At 60.5% G+C, this 20,138-nt stretch carries 17 protein-coding genes, 4 tRNA genes and 3 pseudogenes; 17 read left to right on the forward strand and 7 right to left on the reverse strand.

Annotation, left to right across the window (positions count from 1 at the left end; translation table 11 throughout):
* The first annotated feature begins 20 nt into the window (after window positions 1–20).
* The 5 genes from ribF (at window position 21) to ispH (ending at window position 5,833) form a co-directional block, all read left to right on the forward strand.
* Entirely contained in the window at window positions 21–959 is a 939-nt protein-coding gene (gene ribF / locus ACZYR5_RS26660) for a bifunctional riboflavin kinase/FAD synthetase (RefSeq protein WP_489092352.1), read from the forward strand.
* A gap of 13 nt (window positions 960–972) precedes the next feature.
* Window positions 973–3,804 carry an isoleucine--tRNA ligase gene (ileS, locus tag ACZYR5_RS26665; RefSeq protein WP_489092353.1) on the forward strand — a complete coding sequence of 944 codons (2,832 nt, stop codon included), beginning with the start codon at window positions 973–975 and terminating at the stop codon, window positions 3,802–3,804.
* The gene (gene lspA, locus ACZYR5_RS26670; protein WP_489092354.1) at window positions 3,797–4,309 is read left to right on the forward strand and encodes a signal peptidase II; all 513 of its coding nucleotides are present in this window, start codon (window positions 3,797–3,799) and stop codon (window positions 4,307–4,309) included. Before ileS ends, lspA begins: the two co-directional genes overlap by 8 nt.
* The gene (fkpB, locus tag ACZYR5_RS26675) at window positions 4,302–4,754 is read left to right on the forward strand and encodes an FKBP-type peptidyl-prolyl cis-trans isomerase (RefSeq protein WP_489092355.1); all 453 of its coding nucleotides are present in this window, start codon (window positions 4,302–4,304) and stop codon (window positions 4,752–4,754) included. The genes lspA and fkpB overlap by 8 nt, the downstream gene beginning before the upstream one ends.
* A gap of 131 nt (window positions 4,755–4,885) precedes the next feature.
* On the forward strand, window positions 4,886–5,833 hold the full coding sequence (gene ispH, locus ACZYR5_RS26680) for a 4-hydroxy-3-methylbut-2-enyl diphosphate reductase (protein WP_489092356.1): 948 nt from the start codon (window positions 4,886–4,888) through the stop codon (window positions 5,831–5,833).
* 117 nt (window positions 5,834–5,950) lie between these two features.
* Here ispH and ACZYR5_RS26685 read toward each other — a convergent pair.
* Window positions 5,951–6,358 (reverse strand): annotated as a pseudogene (locus ACZYR5_RS26685) (GspH/FimT family protein); the annotation flags it as partial.
* Window positions 6,359–6,577: 219 nt separating this feature from the next.
* Between ACZYR5_RS26685 and pilV the strand changes: the two are divergent.
* The 5 genes and pseudogenes from pilV to thiO all read left to right on the forward strand — a co-directional run bounded on the left by pilV (window position 6,578) and on the right by thiO (window position 9,840).
* Window positions 6,578–6,955 carry a type IV pilus modification protein PilV gene (pilV, locus tag ACZYR5_RS26690; protein ID WP_489092357.1) on the forward strand — a complete coding sequence of 126 codons (378 nt, stop codon included), beginning with the start codon at window positions 6,578–6,580 and terminating at the stop codon, window positions 6,953–6,955.
* The gene (locus ACZYR5_RS26695; RefSeq protein ID WP_489092358.1) at window positions 6,952–7,656 is read left to right on the forward strand and encodes a PilW family protein; all 705 of its coding nucleotides are present in this window, start codon (window positions 6,952–6,954) and stop codon (window positions 7,654–7,656) included. The genes pilV and ACZYR5_RS26695 overlap by 4 nt, the downstream gene beginning before the upstream one ends.
* 12 nt (window positions 7,657–7,668) lie before the next feature.
* Window positions 7,669–8,139: pseudogene (locus ACZYR5_RS26700) on the forward strand (pilus assembly PilX family protein); the annotation flags it as partial.
* Between the two features lie 141 nt (window positions 8,140–8,280).
* The gene (locus tag ACZYR5_RS26705) at window positions 8,281–8,682 is read left to right on the forward strand and encodes a type IV pilin protein (RefSeq protein WP_489092359.1); all 402 of its coding nucleotides are present in this window, start codon (window positions 8,281–8,283) and stop codon (window positions 8,680–8,682) included.
* Between the two features lie 57 nt (window positions 8,683–8,739).
* Window positions 8,740–9,840: a glycine oxidase ThiO gene (gene thiO, locus ACZYR5_RS26710; RefSeq protein ID WP_489092360.1), complete on the forward strand. Its 1,101-nt coding sequence runs from the start codon at window positions 8,740–8,742 to the stop codon at window positions 9,838–9,840.
* 9 nt (window positions 9,841–9,849) lie between these two features.
* On the opposite strand, the pseudogene ACZYR5_RS26715 reads toward thiO, so the two are convergent.
* From ACZYR5_RS26715 to ACZYR5_RS26725, 3 genes and pseudogenes are all read right to left on the reverse strand, one after another.
* Window positions 9,850–10,794 (reverse strand): annotated as a pseudogene (locus tag ACZYR5_RS26715) (sigma-54 interaction domain-containing protein); the annotation flags it as partial.
* Window positions 10,795–10,931: 137 nt separating this feature from the next.
* Window positions 10,932–11,168 (reverse strand): PP0621 family protein, encoded by a 237-nt coding sequence (locus tag ACZYR5_RS26720; protein WP_489092361.1) that lies wholly within the window; start codon window positions 11,166–11,168, stop codon window positions 10,932–10,934.
* Between the two features lie 124 nt (window positions 11,169–11,292).
* Window positions 11,293–12,309, reverse strand: a complete 1,017-nt coding sequence (locus tag ACZYR5_RS26725) for an outer membrane protein assembly factor BamD (protein ID WP_489092362.1) — start codon at window positions 12,307–12,309, stop codon at window positions 11,293–11,295.
* A gap of 151 nt (window positions 12,310–12,460) precedes the next feature.
* Here ACZYR5_RS26725 and rluD point away from each other — a divergent pair, with 151 nt between their 5' ends.
* The 7 genes from rluD (at window position 12,461) to ACZYR5_RS26760 (ending at window position 17,553) form a co-directional block, all read left to right on the forward strand.
* The gene (gene rluD / locus ACZYR5_RS26730) at window positions 12,461–13,423 is read left to right on the forward strand and encodes a 23S rRNA pseudouridine(1911/1915/1917) synthase RluD (protein ID WP_489092363.1); all 963 of its coding nucleotides are present in this window, start codon (window positions 12,461–12,463) and stop codon (window positions 13,421–13,423) included.
* The gene (gene pgeF / locus ACZYR5_RS26735; protein WP_489092364.1) at window positions 13,420–14,145 is read left to right on the forward strand and encodes a peptidoglycan editing factor PgeF; all 726 of its coding nucleotides are present in this window, start codon (window positions 13,420–13,422) and stop codon (window positions 14,143–14,145) included. Before rluD ends, pgeF begins: the two co-directional genes overlap by 4 nt.
* Window positions 14,146–14,275: 130 nt before the next feature.
* The gene (gene clpB / locus ACZYR5_RS26740) at window positions 14,276–16,840 is read left to right on the forward strand and encodes an ATP-dependent chaperone ClpB (protein WP_489092365.1); all 2,565 of its coding nucleotides are present in this window, start codon (window positions 14,276–14,278) and stop codon (window positions 16,838–16,840) included.
* Between the two features lie 299 nt (window positions 16,841–17,139).
* Window positions 17,140–17,215, forward strand: a tRNA-Asn gene (locus ACZYR5_RS26745).
* Window positions 17,216–17,224: 9 nt separating this feature from the next.
* Window positions 17,225–17,301 (forward strand) — tRNA-Pro (locus ACZYR5_RS26750).
* Window positions 17,302–17,306: 5 nt separating this feature from the next.
* Window positions 17,307–17,382 (forward strand) — tRNA-Lys (locus tag ACZYR5_RS26755).
* A 94-nt stretch (window positions 17,383–17,476) separates the two neighbouring features.
* Window positions 17,477–17,553: transfer RNA gene (locus ACZYR5_RS26760), tRNA-Pro, on the forward strand.
* 161 nt (window positions 17,554–17,714) lie between these two features.
* Here the strand turns inward: ACZYR5_RS26760 and ACZYR5_RS26765 are convergent.
* The 3 genes from ACZYR5_RS26765 to ACZYR5_RS26775 all read right to left on the reverse strand — a co-directional run bounded on the left by ACZYR5_RS26765 (window position 17,715) and on the right by ACZYR5_RS26775 (window position 20,016).
* Window positions 17,715–19,013 (reverse strand): NAD(P)/FAD-dependent oxidoreductase, encoded by a 1,299-nt coding sequence (locus ACZYR5_RS26765; RefSeq protein WP_489092366.1) that lies wholly within the window; start codon window positions 19,011–19,013, stop codon window positions 17,715–17,717.
* 60 nt (window positions 19,014–19,073) lie between these two features.
* Window positions 19,074–19,247 carry a DUF3094 family protein gene (locus ACZYR5_RS26770; RefSeq protein WP_033866070.1) on the reverse strand — a complete coding sequence of 58 codons (174 nt, stop codon included), beginning with the start codon at window positions 19,245–19,247 and terminating at the stop codon, window positions 19,074–19,076.
* Window positions 19,248–19,389: 142 nt separating this feature from the next.
* Window positions 19,390–20,016, reverse strand: a complete 627-nt coding sequence (locus tag ACZYR5_RS26775; RefSeq protein WP_095166529.1) for a DUF1780 domain-containing protein — start codon at window positions 20,014–20,016, stop codon at window positions 19,390–19,392.
* Window positions 20,017–20,138: the final 122 nt, after the last annotated feature.

Raw genomic sequence — 20,138 nt, forward strand, 5'->3', positions numbered from 1 at the left:
TTATGAGCAAGAAGCGCGTTATGCAGCTGGTTCGAGGCCTCCACAATCTGCGCCCCCAGCATCGGGGCTGCGTCGCCACTATTGGCAACTTTGACGGTGTTCACCGTGGTCACCAGGCTATCCTGGGCCGGCTGCGTGAACGTGCGCTTGAGTTGGGCGTACCCAGCTGCGTGGTGATTTTCGAGCCGCAGCCGCGGGAATTCTTTGCTCCCGACACCGCGCCAGCACGCCTGGCCCGGTTGCGCGATAAATTGCAGTTGCTGGCTGACGAAGGTGTCGATCGGGTGTTGTGCCTGGCGTTCAACCAACGCCTGAGCAAGCTGAGTGCCAGTGAGTTCGTCGACACCATTCTGGTGGACGGCCTAAGCGTGAAGCATCTGGAGGTCGGTGACGACTTCCGTTTCGGCTGCGACCGACTGGGCGACTTCGATTTCCTGTTGCAGGCTGGCCAGGTTCACGGTTTCACCGTCGAAGCGGCGCAAACCGTCGAACTGGACGGGATCCGAGTCAGCAGCACCCAGGTGCGTAACGCCCTGGCCGCTGCCGACTTCAGCCTGGCCGAACGCCTGCTTGGGCGTGCGTACCGAATCGCCGGGCGTGTGCTGCATGGCCAGAAACTGGCTCGGCAACTGGGTACGCCCACTGCCAATATTCAACTCAAGCGTCGTCGCGTGCCATTCACCGGGGTTTACCTGGTGGACGTGCAGATCGACGGCACGACCTGGCCCGGCGTCGCCAATATCGGCGTGCGGCCTACGGTCCAAGGTGATGGCAAGGCCCACCTTGAAGTCCATCTTCTCGATTTTGCCGGCGATCTGTATGACCGGCGTTTGACGGTGGTTTTCCACCAGAAGCTGCGTGAAGAGCAGCGTTTTGCCTCTCTGGAGGCATTGAAAACGGCGATCAACGCGGATGTCGCCGCCGCCCGTGCATTAGCCGCACCTAGCGCCAATCGCTAATTAAGAGCCTTAAATGACCGACTATAAAGCCACGCTTAACCTTCCGGACACCGCCTTCCCAATGAAGGCCGGCCTGCCTCAGCGCGAACCGCAGATTCTGCAGCGCTGGGACAGCATTGGCCTGTACGGAAAGTTGCGCGAAATTGGCAAGGATCGTCCGAAGTTCGTATTGCACGACGGCCCTCCGTACGCCAACGGCACCATTCACATCGGTCATGCGCTGAACAAGATTCTCAAGGACATGATCATCCGCTCGAAGACCCTGTCGGGCTTCGACGCGCCTTATGTCCCGGGCTGGGACTGCCATGGCCTGCCGATCGAGCACAAGGTCGAAGTGACCCACGGCAAGAACCTGGGCGCAGACAAGACCCGCGAACTGTGCCGGGCCTATGCCACCGAGCAGATCGAAGGGCAGAAATCCGAATTCATCCGTCTGGGCGTGTTGGGCGATTTCGCCAACCCGTACAAGACCATGGACTTCAAGAACGAGGCCGGTGAAATCCGTGCCCTGGCGGAAATCGTCAAGGGTGGCTTCGTGTTCAAGGGCCTCAAGCCTGTGAACTGGTGCTTCGACTGCGGTTCGGCATTGGCCGAGGCGGAAGTCGAGTACGAGAACAAGAAGTCCTCGACCATCGACGTGGCCTTCCCGATCGCCGACGAGGCCAAGCTGGCTGCAGCATTCGGCCTGCCATCGCTGGGCAAGCCGGCTTCGATCGTGATCTGGACCACCACCCCGTGGACCATTCCGGCCAACCAGGCGCTGAACGTGCACCCGGAGTTCACCTACGCCCTGGTCGATGTCGGCGACAAGCTGCTGGTGCTGGCCGAAGAGCTCGTGGAGTCGTGCCTGGCGCGCTACTCGCTGCAAGGCTCGGTGATCGCCACCGCGACCGGTTCGGCCCTGGAACTGATCAATTTCCGTCACCCGTTCTACGATCGTCTGTCGCCGGTGTACCTGGCCGACTACGTTGAACTGGGCGCCGGCACCGGCGTGGTTCACTCCGCTCCAGCCTATGGCGTCGACGACTTCGTGACCTGCAAGAAATATGGCATGGTCAACGACGACATCCTCAACCCGGTGCAAAGCAACGGCGTGTACGCGCCGTCGCTGGAGTTCTTCGGCGGCCAGTTCATCTGGAAAGCCAACCCGGCCATCGTCGAGAAGCTGACTGAAGTCGGTGCGCTGCTGCACACTACCATTATCGAACACAGCTACATGCACTGCTGGCGTCACAAGACTCCGCTGATCTACCGCGCCACCGCGCAGTGGTTCATTGGCATGGACAAGCAGCCGACCTCCGGCGACACCCTGCGCCAGCGCTCGATCAAGGCCATCGAAGACACCAAGTTCGTCCCGGCCTGGGGCCAGGCGCGCCTGCACTCGATGATCGCCAACCGTCCGGACTGGTGCATTTCTCGCCAGCGCAACTGGGGCGTGCCGATCCCGTTCTTCCTGAACAAGGAAAGCGGCGAGCTGCACCCGCGTACCGTCGAGCTGATGGAAGAAGTCGCCAAGCGCGTCGAAGTCGAAGGCATCGAAGCCTGGTTCAAGATGGACGCTGCCGAACTGTTGGGCGACGAAGCACCGCAGTACGACAAGATCAGCGACACCCTGGACGTCTGGTTCGATTCGGGCACCACGCACTGGCACGTCCTGCGCGGTTCGCACCCGATGGGCCACGAGACCGGCCCGCGTGCCGACCTGTACCTCGAAGGTTCTGACCAGCACCGCGGCTGGTTCCACTCGTCGTTGCTGACCGGCTGCGCCATCGACAACCACGCGCCGTATCGCGAGCTGCTGACCCACGGCTTCACCGTCGACGAGTCCGGTCGCAAGATGTCCAAGTCCCTGGGCAACGTGATCGCGCCGCAAAAAGTCAACGACACCCTGGGCGCCGACATCATGCGTCTGTGGGTAGCCTCCACCGATTACTCGGGCGAGATGGCGGTGTCCGAGCAGATCCTGCAGCGCAGTGCTGACGCCTACCGGCGTATCCGCAATACCGCGCGCTTCCTGCTGTCCAACCTGAGCGGCTTCAACCCGGCCACCGACATCCTGCCGGCCGAGGAAATGCTCGCTCTGGACCGTTGGGCCGTGGACCGGACCCTGTTGCTGCAGCGCGAACTGCAAGAGCACTACGGTGAGTACCGCTTCTGGAACGTCTACTCGAAGATCCACAATTTCTGCGTGCAGGAATTGGGTGGTTTCTACCTCGACATCATCAAGGACCGCCAGTACACCACCGGCGCCAACAGCAAGGCTCGCCGCTCGGCGCAAACCGCGCTGTTCCACATCAGCGAAGCGCTGGTGCGCTGGATCGCACCGATCCTGGCGTTCACCGCCGACGAGCTGTGGCAGTACCTGCCGGGCGAGCGTAACGAGTCGGTGATGCTCAACACCTGGTACGAAGGCTTGAGCGAGCTGCCGGAAGGCTTCGAGCTGGACCGTGCCTACTGGGATCGGATCATGGCGGTGAAGGTTGCCGTGAATAAGGAAATGGAAATCCAGCGCGCGGCCAAGGCCGTGGGTGGCAACCTGCAAGCCGAAGTCACCTTGTTCGCCGAAGAGGCGCTGAGCGCCGACCTGGCCAAGCTGAGCAACGAACTGCGCTTCGTGCTTATCACCTCGACCGCGACCGTTGCCCCACTGGTACAGGCCCCGGCCGACGCCGTGGTCACTGAAGTCAGCGGCCTGAAACTGCAGGTGGTGAAGTCGAGCCATGCCAAATGTGCCCGTTGCTGGCACTGCCGTGAAGACGTCGGCGTGAATCCGGAGCATCCGGAAATCTGCGGTCGTTGCGTCGATAACATCAGCGGCAGCGGCGAGGTTCGCCACTATGCCTGATGCCACTGGCCGTTTCGGACGGTTGGGCTGGCTCTGGTTGAGCCTGCTGGTCCTGGTCATCGACCAGGCCAGCAAGTTCTACTTCGAAGGCTCGCTGACCATGTACCAGCAAATCGTGGTGATCCCCGATTACTTCAGCTGGACCCTGGCCTACAACACCGGCGCGGCCTTCAGCTTCCTGGCTGACAGCTCCGGCTGGCAGCGCTGGCTGTTTGCCCTGATCGCGATCGGGGTCAGTGGCGTGCTGGTAGTCTGGCTCAAGCGCCTGGGGCGCAACGACACCTGGCTGGCGGTTGCGCTGGCCCTGGTGCTCGGCGGTGCGCTGGGCAATCTTTACGACCGCATTGCCCTGGGGCATGTGATCGACTTCATTCTGGTGCACTGGCAAAACCGCTGGTATTTCCCGGCGTTCAACTTTGCCGACAGTGCCATCACCGTTGGTGCGGTGATGCTCGCGCTGGACATGTTCAAAAGCAAGAAAACCGGAGAAACCGTTCATGACTGAACAGGTATTGACCGAACAACGCATTGGTCAGAACACGGAAGTCACCTTGCATTTCGCATTGCGCCTGGAGAACGGCGACACGGTCGACAGCACCTTCGACAAGGCCCCGGCGACCTTCAAGGTCGGCGATGGCAACCTGTTGCCAGGGTTCGAAGCGGCACTGTTCGGCTTCAAGGCAGGTGACAAACGTACACTGAGCATCGAGCCAGAGCGCGCCTTCGGCCAGCCCAACCCGCAAAACGTGCAAATCATCCCACGCTCGCAGTTCCAGGACATGGAACTGTCCCCGGGCTTGCTGGTGATCTTCAACGACGCGGCCAACACCGAGTTGCCAGGCGTAGTGAAGGAGTTCGATGATGCGCAAGTGACCATCGACTTCAATCACCCGTTGGCCGGCAAGACGCTGACCTTTGACGTGGAAATCATTTCCGTCAACGCGTTGTAACTGCTTTCCCCCGTATGAGCGAGCTCGCTCGCGAAGAACTCGAGGACAACGCGTTAATCCGCAAGGAACGCGTAATCGTTAACGATCATCGCGAGCAGGCTCGCTCCTGCAGAGTCAGACACGAGGCACACATGCAAATCAAACTCGCCAATCCCCGTGGCTTCTGCGCCGGTGTGGACCGGGCGATCGAAATCGTCAACCGCGCCCTGGAAGTCTTCGGGCCGCCGATCTATGTGCGCCACGAAGTGGTACACAACAAGTTCGTCGTTGAAGACTTGCGCGCTCGCGGGGCGATTTTCGTCGAGGAACTGGATCAGGTGCCGGATGACGTCATCGTGATCTTCAGTGCCCACGGCGTGTCCCAGGCTGTTCGCAGCGAAGCCGCAGGCCGTGGCCTGAAAGTGTTCGACGCCACCTGCCCGTTGGTGACCAAGGTGCATATCGAGGTCGCGCGCTACAGCCGTGACGGGCGTGAATGCATCCTGATCGGCCATGCCGGTCACCCGGAAGTCGAAGGCACCATGGGCCAGTACGACGCCAGCAATGGTGGCGCGATCTACCTGGTCGAAGACGAAAAAGACGTGGCTGCGTTGCAAGTGCACAACCCGGACAAGCTTGCCTTCGTCACGCAAACCACCTTGTCGATGGACGACACCAGTCGGGTGATCGATGCCTTGCGCACGCGTTTCCCGGCCATTGGCGGTCCACGCAAGGATGACATCTGCTACGCCACGCAAAACCGCCAGGATGCGGTCAAGCAACTGGCTGACGAATGTGACGTGGTGTTGGTGGTCGGCAGCCCGAACAGCTCCAACTCCAACCGTCTACGTGAGCTGGCCGAGCGCATGGCGACGCCGGCGTACCTCATCGATGGCGCCGAGGACATGCAACGCAGCTGGTTCGATGGCGTCCAGCGCATCGGCATCACTGCCGGAGCCTCGGCCCCGGAAGTACTGGTGCGTGGCGTGATCGAGCAGTTGCACGCCTGGGGCGCGACGGGGGCCGATGAGCTGGCCGGTCGCGAAGAGAACATCACGTTCTCGATGCCCAAGGAACTGCGCGTTCGCACCTTGCCCTGAGGTTTTTCCTGACGCACACAAGGCCTGCTCGGCCTTGTCGTGGCGCAGGCTGACACGCCCGGTTTTCGACAGCACCACTTGCTGGTGGGTCATCGATGTACGCTGATCGCAGATGAACAGGGTACCCGCTTGAAACCCACCACCGGGAAACAGCGGCTCGCCAAGACTGCTGAATCGCACAAAGCGCCGCACCCGCAGATTGCCTACGATCATCACCTTCGTCCCCATCTGGCGTTGCAATACCACCGGATTGTCAGGGTCCAGGTGACCGCGCCCGCTGATATCCAGAATGATCCGCCAGCCCTGGCCCCAATCATCATTCAAGGCATGCACGATCACCGTCTGATTGCGCGTCAGAGCCTCGGTGCGGGCGCTGCGTAGGCCGCTGGCCAGGACATTGGCAGCATCCTCCCGGCGTAGCGATTGCGCGTACGCGGCGAGTGCCGGGCTGGCCAGTTGCAGGGCAATGGCAGCGATGGCCAGCGCCGCCAGCAGTTCGATCAGGCTGAAGCCTTTTTGAAACATACGGTCTCCTTCCCTGGAGGGCGTGTCCTTTGCCGTGGTGAATAACCCTAGTCGCTGGCTGCCCGAGGGCGCGGTCAATCATGGTGCAAAAGGTTTCGCGGCCCGAACGGCGGCGCAAGTATTGCCGGTTGTTCCCGTGGCGGGCAGTCACGCGCCACGCCCGCTAACCTCGTACCTGAGTTTTCGCGAAGACATGGACGCAACCCAAGGACGAAAAATATGCGTGCACAGGACGGCATGACCTTGATCGAAGTACTGGTGGCACTGCTGATATTGAGCGTCGGGTTACTGGGCGCTGCGGCGGTTCAGCTCAACGCACTGAAGTACACCGACAGCTCGCTGATGACGACACAGGCCAGTTTCATTGCCTACGACATGCTGGACCGAATCCGCGCCAGCGCCGGTGTCCTCGATCAGGACCTGCACGACTTTACCGCCAATATCGAAAGCTTCGGTGGAGCGAGCGCCACCGGGCGTGTCAGGCAGAGCCAGCAGATGTACAGCATCCGTATCGAGTGGGATGACTCGCGCGCCGCCGGTACGGGTGACAGTCGTCGCAGCCTGGAAGTCAGCAGTCTTGTTGCTGCCACGCCATGAAGCATAAAAATCAGGGGTTCAGCCTGATCGAGCTGATGCTGGCGCTGACCATCACTCTGTTGCTGGTGCTGGGTGTGGCGCAGGTATTTATCGCGGCGAAAAACACTCATCTCAGCCAGCGCGCGGCGGCGAGCATGCAGGAGGATGCGCGCTTTGCCCTGAGCAAAATGATCCAGGACATTCGCATGGTGGGCATGTTGGGTTGTCTGGCAGAGATCACTGATGCCAGTGAGGTCGGTGATTTCAGTCGCCACCGCAAGACGCCGGTCAGTTGGGACAATGCTGCGGGTAGTTTGGCCTTGGTGACGGCGAATGCAGGGATTCATGGCGGTACGCCGACCTGGACCGTGGTGTCGGACTGTAAAACCTACGCGACGGCCTACAGCAAGCACCGAGCTGCAGATGTCGGAGAGGTTGCCTTTGCTATCCGGCGGCTGGAGTACCGCTTTCAAGGAAACGAAATTCGGATGACGGTCAGCAACCAGACCGCAGCCTTGATCAGTAACGTCAGCGCTTTCGCGGTGAGCTTCGGCATGGCTGCCAGTGCGTCGGACGTTGCGGTCTCCAGTTACAGCACCAACCCGGAAGATCCCGCGCGGATACGCAGTGTGCGCTTGAGCCTGACCCTGTTCGACCCTGAACAGCGGGTGCGCGAGCAAACCTTTCATGTGGTTGCTGCCTTGCGCAATCGATTGATGTAGGAGGGGCAGATGATGCGGACAGGGTTGATAGAGGCGCGACAGCAGAACGGCATCGCATTGATGATGAGCCTGGTGTTTCTGCTGCTGTTGAGCGTGATCGGCTTGACCTCGATGCAAAGCGCCACGCTTCAGGAGAAAATGGCCGGTAGTGTTGTGTCGCGCAATCAGTCGTTCCAGGACGCAGAGTCCGCCTTGCGCTTGGGCGAAAGCGCAGTCCTGGGCGGTGGATTCCAGTTGCCGATGTGTGCAGCCCCCATTCACTGTGCGCCGCCGGCCGAGTCTGCGGTAGTCGCCAGTGCCGGATTCAACGCCCACTCCGGCGTCACCTGGGTGGCGGCTGGCAGCGGTTTCTACGGCGTACAAAACCTTGGGCTCAGCGAAAAGGCCGTGAATATCCCGAACAAGATGCCGGTAGCCCTTTACCGGGTTACCGCAGTCGGTCGCGCCGGCCCATCGCGCAGCGTCCTGGAAAGCATCCACGCCTGTTGGCGTTTTACCGAAGGCAAATCAAGCGAATGCGCTGCGATCAGCGGTAAGATGCTCGCCTCCCGCACCAATGGTCAGGCCGATGTCCCGGGCCGGCGAATCATGTGGCGACAAATTCAGTAAGTGAGAGTTGAAGCAATGCGTAGATCCAACCGAGGTTTTACCCTGATCGAAATCATGATCGTGATTGCGATCATCGGGATTGTGGTGACCATAGCCGCTCCGCTGCTCACCGAATACGTGAAGAAAGGCCATCGCAGCGAAATTGCCAGCTTGTTGACCGAACAGGCGCAGTTGCTTGAGCGTTTTCACTCGAAAAACAATGTCTACAGCAATGCCACCGGCCTCAGCGCAGGCAATGAACACTACAGCATCACAGCGACCCTGGCTGACCAGACCTACCTGCTGACCGCGGTGCGTAAAGCCGACTCGAGCATGGCCGCCGACAAGTGTGGTGACTTCACCCTGAACAACACTGGCGCAATGAGCATGATCAATGCCGCAGCGGACGTGACCAGCAAAGATTGCTGGGGGCGCTGAGTCCCTTTTCTCGGGCGCGGTGTGCGCTCGCTGTCTTCCTTATCGTTGGATCAGATGATGACCGAGCAACAGCACGTGGTGATTGTCGGTGGCGGGGTGATTGGCCTGCTGACCGCGTTTAATCTGGCACCGCACGTACAGCGCGTGACCCTGCTGGACCGCTCTAAAGTGGGTCAGGAGTCGTCCTGGGCCGGAGGCGGGATTGTTTCACCGCTTTATCCGTGGCGCTACAGCCAGGCCGTTACGGCACTGGCCCATTGGTCCCAGGATTTTTATCCACAGCTGGGCGAGCGTCTGTTTGCCAGCACCGGGATCGATCCTGAAGTTCACACTACCGGTTTGTATTGGCTCGATCTGGATGACGAAGCCGAGGCGCTGGCGTGGGCGCGGCGCGAGAACCGTCCGTTGAACCCTGTGGATATCTCGGCTACCCATGACGCGGTGCCGGTGTTGGGGGGCTGTTTCTCCCGGGCGATCTATATGGCCGACGTTGCCAACGTGCGCAATCCGCGTTTGGTGAAGTCGCTCAAGGCGGCCCTGCTGGCAATGCCCAACGTAACTGTGCATGAGCAGTGCGAAGTCAGCGGATTTATCCGTGACGGTGACAAGGTGCTGGGTGTGGAAAGTTCGCAGGGGGCGATTCATGCCGATCAGGTGGTGCTGACCGCCGGCGCCTGGAGTGGCGATCTGCTCGCGACCCTGGGGCTGGAGTTGCCGGTCGAGCCGGTCAAGGGCCAGATGATTCTCTACAAATGCGCTGCGGATTTTCTACCGAGCATGGTTCTGGCGAAGGGCCGCTATGCCATTCCCCGTCGCGACGGACATATCCTGATCGGCAGCACCCTGGAGCATGAAGGTTTCGACAAGACACCGACAACTGAGGCGCTGCAAAGCCTCAAGGCCTCGGCGGTGGAGTTGATTCCGGCGCTGGCGGAGGCCGAAGTGGTCGGGCATTGGGCAGGATTGCGCCCGGGCTCACCAGAGGGCGTGCCTTACATCGGTGAGGTGCCTGGCGTTGCGGGGCTGTGGCTCAACTGCGGACATTACCGTAATGGCCTCGTGCTCGCTCCGGCCTCCTGCCAGCTGTTTGCCGATGTGCTGCTGGGGCGCGAGCCGGTGATCGATCCTGCGCCCTACGCGCCGACTGGGCGGATCTGAGTCGGCGGCTCAATCCAGGCCCAGTTTTTTCAGGCGATAACGCATCGAGCGAAACGACAGGCTCAAGCGCTGGGCCGCCGCGGTGCGATTCCAGCGGGTTTCTTCGAGGGTTTGCAGCAGCACCTGGCGCTCTATCGACGCCAGGTAGTGTTGCAGATCGTCGATTTTCTCGATGTCGGCAATCCGCTGCCCGGCGTGGTTATGACTCTGCCCCATGCGCAGGTCGCTGGTTTCGATCCGGGTGTTTTCACACAGCGTATGCGCGCGCTCGAGGATGTTTTCCAGTTCGCGCACATTTCCCGGAAAGCCGTAGTCCTTCAGCGCTTTCAGGGCTTGCGGCTGCAGCCACGCCAAGGGCCGGCCACTGTCGCGGGCGAGGCGTTGAAGCACCTGGCCAGCCAGCATCTCGATGTCCTCACGACGCTCGCGCAGCGGCGGGACGCGCACCTCGATCACGTTCAAGCGGTAGTACAGGTCCTGGCGAAAGCGCCCAGCAAGCACTTCGCCATCCAGGCTCTTGTGGGTCGCGCAGAGTATTCGCGTGTCGATGGCGGTTTCGTGCTGCTCACCGACCCGTCGTATCGCTTTTTCCTGGATTGCCCTGAGCAATTTGACCTGCATGTGGACCGGCAAGTCGGCGACCTCATCGAGGAACAGTGTGCCGGCGTTGGCTGCGTGGAAAAGTCCGCGCTTGTCTTCGACGGCACCGCTGAAGCTGCCTTTGCAATGACCGAAAAACTCGCTCTCCATCAGTTCGGCAGGAATCGCCCCGCAATTGATCGGGACAAAACGCTGCCCGGCGCGCGGGCCCTGGTCGTGAATCAGGCGCGCAACCAGCTCCTTGCCACTGCCGGATTCACCGCTGATGTACACCGGAGCCTGGCTGCGGGCCAGTTGGTCAATTTGCTTGCGCAGGCTGCGCATGGGCAGCGAATCACCGAGCAGGCGCCGGTGCAGGGGAGGGGGAGAAAGGCTGTGCCGAGAGGTCTTCAACGTCGTGTCCATCCGTGGGCTAACGTTAGTGGCTGGCCCAAGGTTGCAAAGCCACCTCGGGCTTGATCGAACTCTTGATTGTCACCAGCGCCTGGGTTTCAGGAGTCGCGCGAATGCGGCCCTTGCTCCAGATGGGCCTGGCTGCAGTACCACTGTTGTTGCAGGCTCAGCGCTCGATCGCGAGGCAAATGCACGCCGCAATGGGCGCAACGCACCATTGGTGCGGCGCTTTGCTCGCCGGGCGTGTGAGAGTGAGTGTTGGCGGGGCGCTTGAATTTGCGCCAGAACCATACTGCAGCGGCAATCAGGGCAATCCAGAACAGTAAACGAAGCATGGTGGGCGGCTTTCCGACGAGTGATTGCGCAGTTTAGCCAAGGACTGACCCAGCGCACAGTGCAATAAAACAGCGGAAATAAAAAAGGGAGACTCGAAAGTCTCCCTTTTGCGTGACGGCGGTATCAGTCGAACACGCCGAACGTCATGTAGCTGAACCAGGAACGGTCATCGTTGGAACCCGCCGCCTCATGCTCTTCTTCTTCGACCGCGTCGCTGTCCTTCGGCTTGAGCTCGGCAGGAATGGCGTCCTTGGCATCCTGGTACTGTTTCATGATGTCCTGGTTGGCGCGGGTTTCTCCCGGCGGCAGCGGCGGACGGGACTCGATCAGGCCCAGGGTTGCCTTGCTCAGCCAGGAGCGGTTGTCGGCTTCGGCGACGGTCGGGACAAACTGGCCGTCGACCAGGCTTGGGTGATTCGGATAGTTCAGCTTCAGGGTTTCGAGGCTGGTGCCGGCCAGTTCGTCCAGGTGCAGGCGCTGGTAGGCCTCGACCATCACCGCCAGGCCGTCGCCGACCGATGGGGTTTCCTGGAAGTTTTCCACCACATAACGACCGCGGTTGGCCGCGGCCACGTAGGCCTGGCGAGTCAGGTAGTAGTGGGCAACGTGGATTTCGTAGGAAGCCAGCAGGTTGCGCAGGTAAATCATGCGCTGCTTGGCGTCAGGTGCGTAGCGGCTGTTCGGGTAGCGGCTGGTGAGCTGGGCGAATTCGTTGTACGAGTCGCGTGCAGCACCCGGGTCACGCTTGGTCATGTCCAGCGGCAGGAAGCGCGCCAGCAGGCCAACGTCCTGGTCGAACGAGGTCAGGCCCTTGAGGTAGTAGGCGTAATCGACGTTCGGGTGTTGTGGGTGCAGGCGAATGAAACGCTCGGCAGCTGATTTGGCAGCCTCTGGCTCGGCGTTCTTGTAGTTCGCATAAATCAGTTCGAGTTGGGCCTGGTCCGCATAGCGACCGAACGGATAACGCGACTCCAGGGCCTTCAGCTTGGCGGTGGCCGCAGTGTAGCTGTTGTTGTCCAGATCGGTCTGAGCCTGCTGGTACAGTTCGACTTCGCTGAGGTTTTCGTCTACGACTTCCTTCGACGAGCAAGCAGCGGTCAATGCGAGGATGGCGATCAGCAGCAGGTGTTTCACTTGCATGGCGGCTTGCGTCCCTATGACGGTCGCTGTCTTGAGCGGAGCCGTCCTGTTATGATGAGCACCCCGTTGAAAAGCCTCGGGGCAAAAGACGCCGTATTTAACCACAAGCGCGCAGCCGAAACCAAAGGCTGTGCCGACGCCTAGTCTGAGCATGTCCGATAAAATTGAACTTCGCGCAGAGGTGCCGTCCGAATTGGGCGGCCAACGCCTCGATCAAGTCGCCGCACAATTATTCGCCGAGCACTCGCGCTCGCGCCTTTCCGCCTGGATCAAAGACGGCCGCCTGACTGTGGATGGAGCGGTTATCCGCCCGCGAGACATGGTCTACGGTGGCTCCATCCTCGAGTTGACTGCCGAGCAGGAAGCCCAGGGTGAGTGGGTCGCCCAGGACATTGCCCTGGACATCGTCTATGAAGATGACGACATCCTGGTGATCAACAAGCCTGCCGGACTGGTGGTGCATCCTGCCGCCGGCCACGCTGACGGCACCTTGCTCAATGCCCTGCTGCATCACGTGCCGGACATCGTCAATGTGCCGCGTGCCGGTATCGTGCACCGCCTGGACAAGGACACCACCGGTCTTATGGTGGTGGCTAAGACCATTCAGGCGCAGACGCAACTGGTGGCCCAGCTGCAGAGCCGCAGTGTCAGCCGGATCTACGAATGCATCGTGATTGGCGTGGTGACTGCCGGTGGCAAGATCAACGCGCCGATCGGTCGTCACGGTCAGCAACGCCAGCGCATGGCGGTGATGGAAGGCGGCAAGCAGGCGGTCAGCCATTATCGCGTGCTCGAACGCTTCCGCTCCCACACCCATGTGCGGGTCAAGCTGGAAACCGGCCGTACCCACCAGATTCGCGTGCACATGGCCCACATCAACTTCCCGTTGGTCGGAGACCCTGCCTACGGCGGTCGTTTCCGCATTCCGCCGGCTGCCAGTGTGACCATGGTCGAGTCGCTGAAACATTTCCCGCGTCAGGCGCTGCACGCGCGTTTCCTCGAACTGGATCATCCGACCACCGGTCAGCGCATGAGCTGGGAATCGCCGTTGCCGGAAGATTTTGTCTGGCTGCTGACCCTGCTCAAGCAAGACCGCGAGGCGTTCATCGGATGAGTGACTGGCTGATTCCTGACTGGCCCGCGCCGGCCGGAGTCAAAGCCTGCGTCACCACCCGTGCGGGCGGCGTCAGTCTGGCGCCGTTCGACAGCCTCAATCTCGGCGACCACGTTGACGACAACCCGGCACACGTCGCCGAGAATCGCCGTCGTCTTACCGATCATTTCGCCATCCAGCCCGCCTGGTTGCAGCAAGTACACGGCATTGCCGTGGCGCATGCCGATCCGGCAGTGGTGGCCACCGCCGACGCCAGTTGGACGGATACGCCAGGTATTGCCTGCGCGGCCATGACGGCGGACTGCCTGCCCGTATTGTTCTGTGACCGCGCCGGCACTCGCGTGGCGGCGGCTCATGCCGGTTGGCGAGGGCTGGCAGCCGGTGTGCTGGAAGCGACGCTCGACTGCCTGGCCGTGGAGCCGTCGAACGTGATGGCCTGGCTCGGCCCGGCCATTGGCCCGCAAGCCTTCGAGGTCGGCCCCGAAGTGCGCGAAGCCTTTATGGCGCAGCATCCGCAATCGGAACAGGCTTTCGTCCCAAGCCACAACGCCGGCAAGTACCTGGCCGACATCTATCAGTTGGCCCGAGTGCGCCTGGCGGCCTGCGGCGTCACGGCCGTGTACGGCGGCGGATTCTGCACCGTGACCGATCCGCGCTTCTTTTCCTACCGTCGTGCGCCTCGCACCGGTCGATTCGCCTCTCTTATCTGGCTCGAACGCTAGACTCTTCTGACCTGCATCAACGCCGGTTGCCTTGAATCTTCCAGAATCGACCGCATCTAGTGGGGTATCTGGCAGGCTTCTCTATTTAGGTGTGTCCATCGCTCCGGCCTGCTCAAAAGGAAGGTGACTCATGCGTATAGACCGTTTAACCAGTAAATTACAGTTAGCCTTATCCGATGCCCAATCCCTGGCCGTTGGCCTCGATCATCCGGGCATCGAACCGGCGCACCTGATGCAAGCGCTGCTGGAACAGCAGGGCGGTTCGATCAAACCGCTGCTGATGCAAGTGGGCTTCGACGTCAACAGCCTGCGCACGGCGTTGAGCAAAGAGCTCGACCAACTGCCAAAAATCCAGAATCCCACCGGCGACGTGAACATGTCGCAGGACCTGGCGCGCCTGCTCAACCAGGCCGATCGCCTGGCCCAGCAGAAAGGTGACCAGTTCATTTCCAGTGAGCTGGTGCTGCTGGCCGCCATGGACGAGAACAGCAAACTTGGCAAGTTGTTGCTGGGCCAGGGCGTCAGCAAGAAAGCCCTGGAGAATGCGATCAATAACCTGCGTGGCGGTGAGGCGGTGAATGACCCGAACGCCGAAGAGTCGCGCCAGGCGCTGGATAAATACACCGTCGACCTGACCAAGCGCGCCGAGGACGGCAAGCTCGACCCGGTGATCGGCCGTGACGACGAAATTCGTCGGACCATTCAGGTCCTGCAACGCCGGACCAAGAACAACCCGGTGCTGATCGGTGAGCCTGGCGTGGGTAAAACCGCGATTGCCGAAGGCCTGGCCCAGCGCATCATCAACGGTGAAGTGCCGGACGGCCTCAAGGGCAAGCGCCTGCTGTCGCTGGATATGGGCGCGCTGATTGCTGGCGCCAAGTATCGCGGTGAGTTCGAGGAACGCCTCAAAGGCTTGCTCAACGAACTGTCCAAGCAGGAAGGGCAGATCATCCTGTTTATCGATGAACTGCACACCATGGTCGGCGCCGGCAAGGGCGAAGGCTCGATGGACGCCGGCAACATGCTCAAGCCGGCCCTGGCGCGCGGTGAACTGCACTGTGTCGGTGCGACCACGCTCAACGAGTACCGCCAATATATAGAGAAGGACGCGGCCCTCGAGCGGCGCTTCCAGAAAGTGCTGGTGGATGAGCCCAGTGAAGAAGACACCATTGCGATCCTGCGTGGGCTGAAAGAACGCTACGAGGTTCACCACAAGGTGGCGATCACCGACGGCGCAATCATTGCGGCGGCCAAGCTGAGCCATCGCTACATCACCGATCGTCAATTGCCCGACAAGGCGATTGACCTGGTGGACGAAGCGGCCAGCCGCATCCGCATGGAAATCGACTCCAAGCCGGAAGTGCTGGACCGCCTGGAGCGTCGCTTGATCCAACTCAAGGTCGAATCCCAGGCCTTGAAGAAAGAAGATGACGAAGCGGCAATCAAGCGCCTGGAGAAACTGCAGGAAGAGATCGCTCGTCTGGAACGTGAATATTCCGACCTGGAAGAAATCTGGACTTCGGAAAAAGCCGAAGTGCAGGGCTCTGCGCAAATACAGCAGAAGATCGAGCAATCGCGTCAGGAACTGGAAACCGCACGCCGCAAAGGTGACCTGAGCCGTATGGCCGAGTTGCAGTACGGGGTCATCCCGGACCTGGAGCGCAGCCTGCAAATGGTCGACCAGCACGGCAAGAGTGAGAACCAGTTGCTGCGCAGCAAGGTAACGGAAGAAGAGATTGCCGAAGTCGTGTCGAAATGGACCGGCATCCCGGTGTCGAAAATGCTCGAAGGCGAGCGCGACAAGCTGCTGAAGATGGAAAGCCTGTTGCACCAACGAGTCATCGGCCAGAACGAGGCGGTGGTGGCAGTTGCCAACGCGGTACGGCGTTCCCGCGCCGGGTTGTCCGACCCGAACCGGCCAAGCGGTTCGTTCATGTTCCTCGGCCCGACCGGTGTGGGTAAGACCGAGTTGTGCAAGGCGCTGGCTGAGTTCCTCTTTGATACTGAAGAGGCGATGGTGCGCATCGACATGTCCGAGTTCATGGAGAAACATTCGGTGGCGCGTCTGATCGGTGCACCGCCAGGGTATGTTGGTTATGAAGAAGGCGGTTACCTGACCGAGGCGGTGCGTCGCAAGCCTTACTCGGTGATCCTCCTGGATGAGGTCGAAAAGGCGCATCCGGACGTGTTCAACGTGTTGCTGCAAGTGCTGGAAGACGGTCGCCTGACTGACAGTCACGGCCGCACTGTGGACTTCCGCAACACGGTGATCGTGATGACCTCCAACCTGGGCTCGATGCAGATCCAGGAACTGGTCGGTGATCGGGAAGCGCAGCGTGCAGCGGTGATGGATGCGGTGTCGACCCACTTCCGTCCGGAGTTCATCAACCGGATCGACGAAGTGGTGATCTTCGAGCCGCTGGCTCGCGATCAGATTGCCGGCATCACCGAAATCCAGTTGGGTCGTCTGCGCAGCCGTCTGGCCGAGCGTGAGTTGACGCTGGAGCTGAGCAGCGAGGCGCTGGATAAGTTGATTGCGGTGGGTTACGACCCGGTCTATGGCGCACGTCCGCTGAAACGAGCGATCCAGCGCTGGATCGAAAACCCGTTGGCGCAGTTGATCCTGTCCGGCAGCTTCATGCCAGGCAGCAGCGTGACAGCCACCGTGGCCAACGACGAAATCGTCTTCAACTGAGCGATCGTTGTGCAGTAAATGAACAGGCCCCGCGTTGCGGGGCCTTTTTTTTCTTAGGGTGTTGAACTGTAAGGAAAAGGCTTGTAAAGTGCGCCCCGCAGTATGTCACCCCAAGGGTTTCTCCTCCCCAGGAAGGAATCTGAAAGAAGTCGCAAATCATTGTCTTAAAAGCAAATTTAGGGGTTGACAGGGGTTTTTAAGATTGTAGAATAGCGCGCCTCAGAGGCAACAACGTAGCGATACGGAGAAGCCAAAGAGGATGTTACAAAGCTTCAAATGTTGTAATTGAAATGTGTAGTTCCGTGATAGCTCAGTCGGTAGAGCAAATGACTGTTAATCATTGGGTCCCAGGTTCGAGTCCTGGTCACGGAGCCAATTTCAAACCGGGGTATAGCGCAGTCCGGTAGCGCGCCTGCTTTGGGAGCAGGATGTCAGGAGTTCGAATCCCCTTACCCCGACCATTTTTGGGTCGTTAGCTCAGTTGGTAGAGCAGTTGGCTTTTAACCAATTGGTCGTAGGTTCGAATCCCACACGACCCACCATTTTTGAAACCAGCTTCGGCTGGGATCGAATCTTAAGATCAGAGGCCAAAAGCGCTGATCGAAGAAGGCGCCTTCAAGGGTGCCTTTTTTTTACCGGGGTATAGCGCAGTCCGGTAGCGCGCCTGCTTTGGGAGCAGGATGTCAGGAGTTCGAATCCCCTTACCCCGACCATATTAAAAATCCTCGTATCGAAAGATACGAGGATTTTTTTTGTCCTGGATTTTTGTGGTGCTTGTGAAAAGCTTCGCTGGCAAGCCGCAAGCGGGCGCCAGCTCCTACAGTATATGGTCCTGTAGGAGCTGGCGGCTTGCCAGCGAAGAGGCCCTAAGGTCTTAGTGCAGCTTCAGCCGTGGCTCGGTGCCGCGACCAATCTTGCTGCCCAGCATCAGCATTGCCGTACGGAAAGGCCCGTACAGCGCCACCTGGTGCATGCGGTACAGCGACACGTAGAACATCCGCGCCAGCCAGCCTTCGAGCATCACGGTGCCGGTCAGGTTACCCATCAAGTTACCCACAGCCGAGAAACGCGAGAGCGAGATCAGCGAGCCGTAGTCGGTGTATTTGTAGCTCGGCAGGGGCTTGCCCTCGATCCGCAGTTTCAGCGATTTGGCCAGCAACGATGCTTGTTGGTGCGCGGCCTGGGCGCGCGGCGGCACGTTGCGATCGGTGCCGGGCTGCGGGCAGGCCGCACAGTCGCCGAAGGCAAAGATATTCTCGTCACGGGTGGTCTGCAGGGTCGGCAGCACCTGGAGCTGGTTGATCCGGTTGGTTTCCAGGCCGTCGATGTCCTTGAGGAAGCCTGGTGCACGAATCCCGGCGGCCCAGACTTTCAGGCTGGCGTTGATGGTCTTGCCGTCGGCGGTAATCAGGCTGTCGGCCGTGACTTCGCTGACCGCGGCGTTGGTCATGACATTCACCCCGAGTTTTTCCAGGGTTTTATGCACAGGCCCGCCAATTCGCTCCGGCAGGGCCGGCAGCACCCGTGGTCCGGCTTCGATCAGGGTGATGTGCATGTTTTCCGGTTTGATCCGGTCAAGGCCATAGGCCGCCAGCTCATGGGCGGCGTTGTGCAGCTCGGCGGCCAACTCGACCCCGGTGGCACCCGCGCCGACGATGGCCACGCTGATTTGCTCGACCTGGTCATTCTGCCCGGCATGAGCGCGCAAGTAATGGTTGAGCAGTTGCTGGTGGAAGCGCTCGGCCTGTTTGCGGGTATCGAGGAACAGGCAGTGTTGGGCGGCGCCCAGGGTGCCGAAATCATTGGTGGTACTGCCCACCGAAATCACCAGCGAGTCGTAGGGCACTTCGCGGGCGGGTACCAGCTCCAGGCCGTTTTCGTCGTAGGTGGCTGCCAACTGGATCTTTTTCCCCGCACGATCGAGCCCGCTCATGCGTCCCAGCTGGAACTCGAAGTGGTTCCATTTGGCCTGGGCGACATAGTTGAGCTCGTCTTCGGAGGAGTTGAGGGAGCCGGCGGCGACTTCATGCAGCAACGGTTTCCAGATGTGGGTCAGGTTGGCGTCGACCAGCATCACGCTGGCCGTGCCGCGCTTGCCCAGAGTCTTACCCAGACGGGTAGCCAACTCCAGACCGCCGGCGCCGCCGCCAACGATGACAATACGATGAGTCATGGGGATATCTCGCAAGGCTAAAGGAAATCGGTGCAGTTACCCGAGCGAGCGCCACGCAGCTCATAGCGTCAGGTAACTGATAAGTCGGCTCAAGAGGCCCAGGCCAATGGTCACCGCCAGCACCAGCACCAGGAGCATCCACGGCCGGAAGGGCCGGCGCTCGACACGGTGTTGGGACAGTTGCAGGTAAGCTTCGACATGCTTCTGGTCTTCGGGGTTCAGGCGGCTGGTCATAAAGGCCTCGTCAGGGATAGACGTTGCTGAATGCGCAGACGTTACAGGGTTTTGTCTGCGGGCGTTGAACGGTGCATGTCATCCCGGGGAATGATTGCGCTTTTGTAACATTCGGCTGGCGGGAGCGCCATCCTGCCTTGGGCTACAAGCTGATCCCGACATCGAAGACAATGCTGCGCCCCAGGTTGCTGCGTAAAAAATCCGGTGCGTCGGGGTGGGCGAACAACACCCGGGCGAACGTCGGGCCGACCAACGACAGTGAGCGCCAACCCTGGCGCAGGTACTCGGTGGGTGGCGGAAAGTGGCTGTTGAGGTCCAGCACTTCGCGCTTCAGGCTGGCGAAGGCAATGATGTCCAGCTCACCCAGGTCCATGCCGCGCTCTTTGTAGTTGTGGGCTTTCTTGCGCAGGGTCGGTGCCAGGCGCAACAGGAATTCGTTGGCCGGAATGCGTTTGGGCTTGGCCTCGCGGCGCACCAGTTGGCTCAGGGAGAACGCACTGCGCCGGCGCTGCAGTTCATCGCGCCACTCGTCATTGAGACGGCGGCCTTCGTCGAGCACGAAGAACACTTCGAAATTGGCTTCGCGAAACAGTACATCCGGTGGTTCGCCCGCCGGGCTGAACTCGTCGGCACGGTAGGGAATGTTCAAGCCTTGTAGCAGACGTTGGCAGACCCAACGCTCACGCTCCCATTTGCGGGCATTGGAAAGGAACGCGTTGGCTTGCTCGGCCGCGATGGTCAGCAGGCGTAAATAATCTGAGTCATCCATAGGCCAAGCTTAGCGTTCAATTGCGACCGCAAAGAAACAGTTTGTCGTGCAGGCACAAACTTTTCAAAAGCCCGGCAGCGGTCGGCTGACGGGCGATACTGCGATGCATTGATGAGGCTTGG

It is taken from the genome of Pseudomonas sp. F007, from assembly GCF_057814275.1.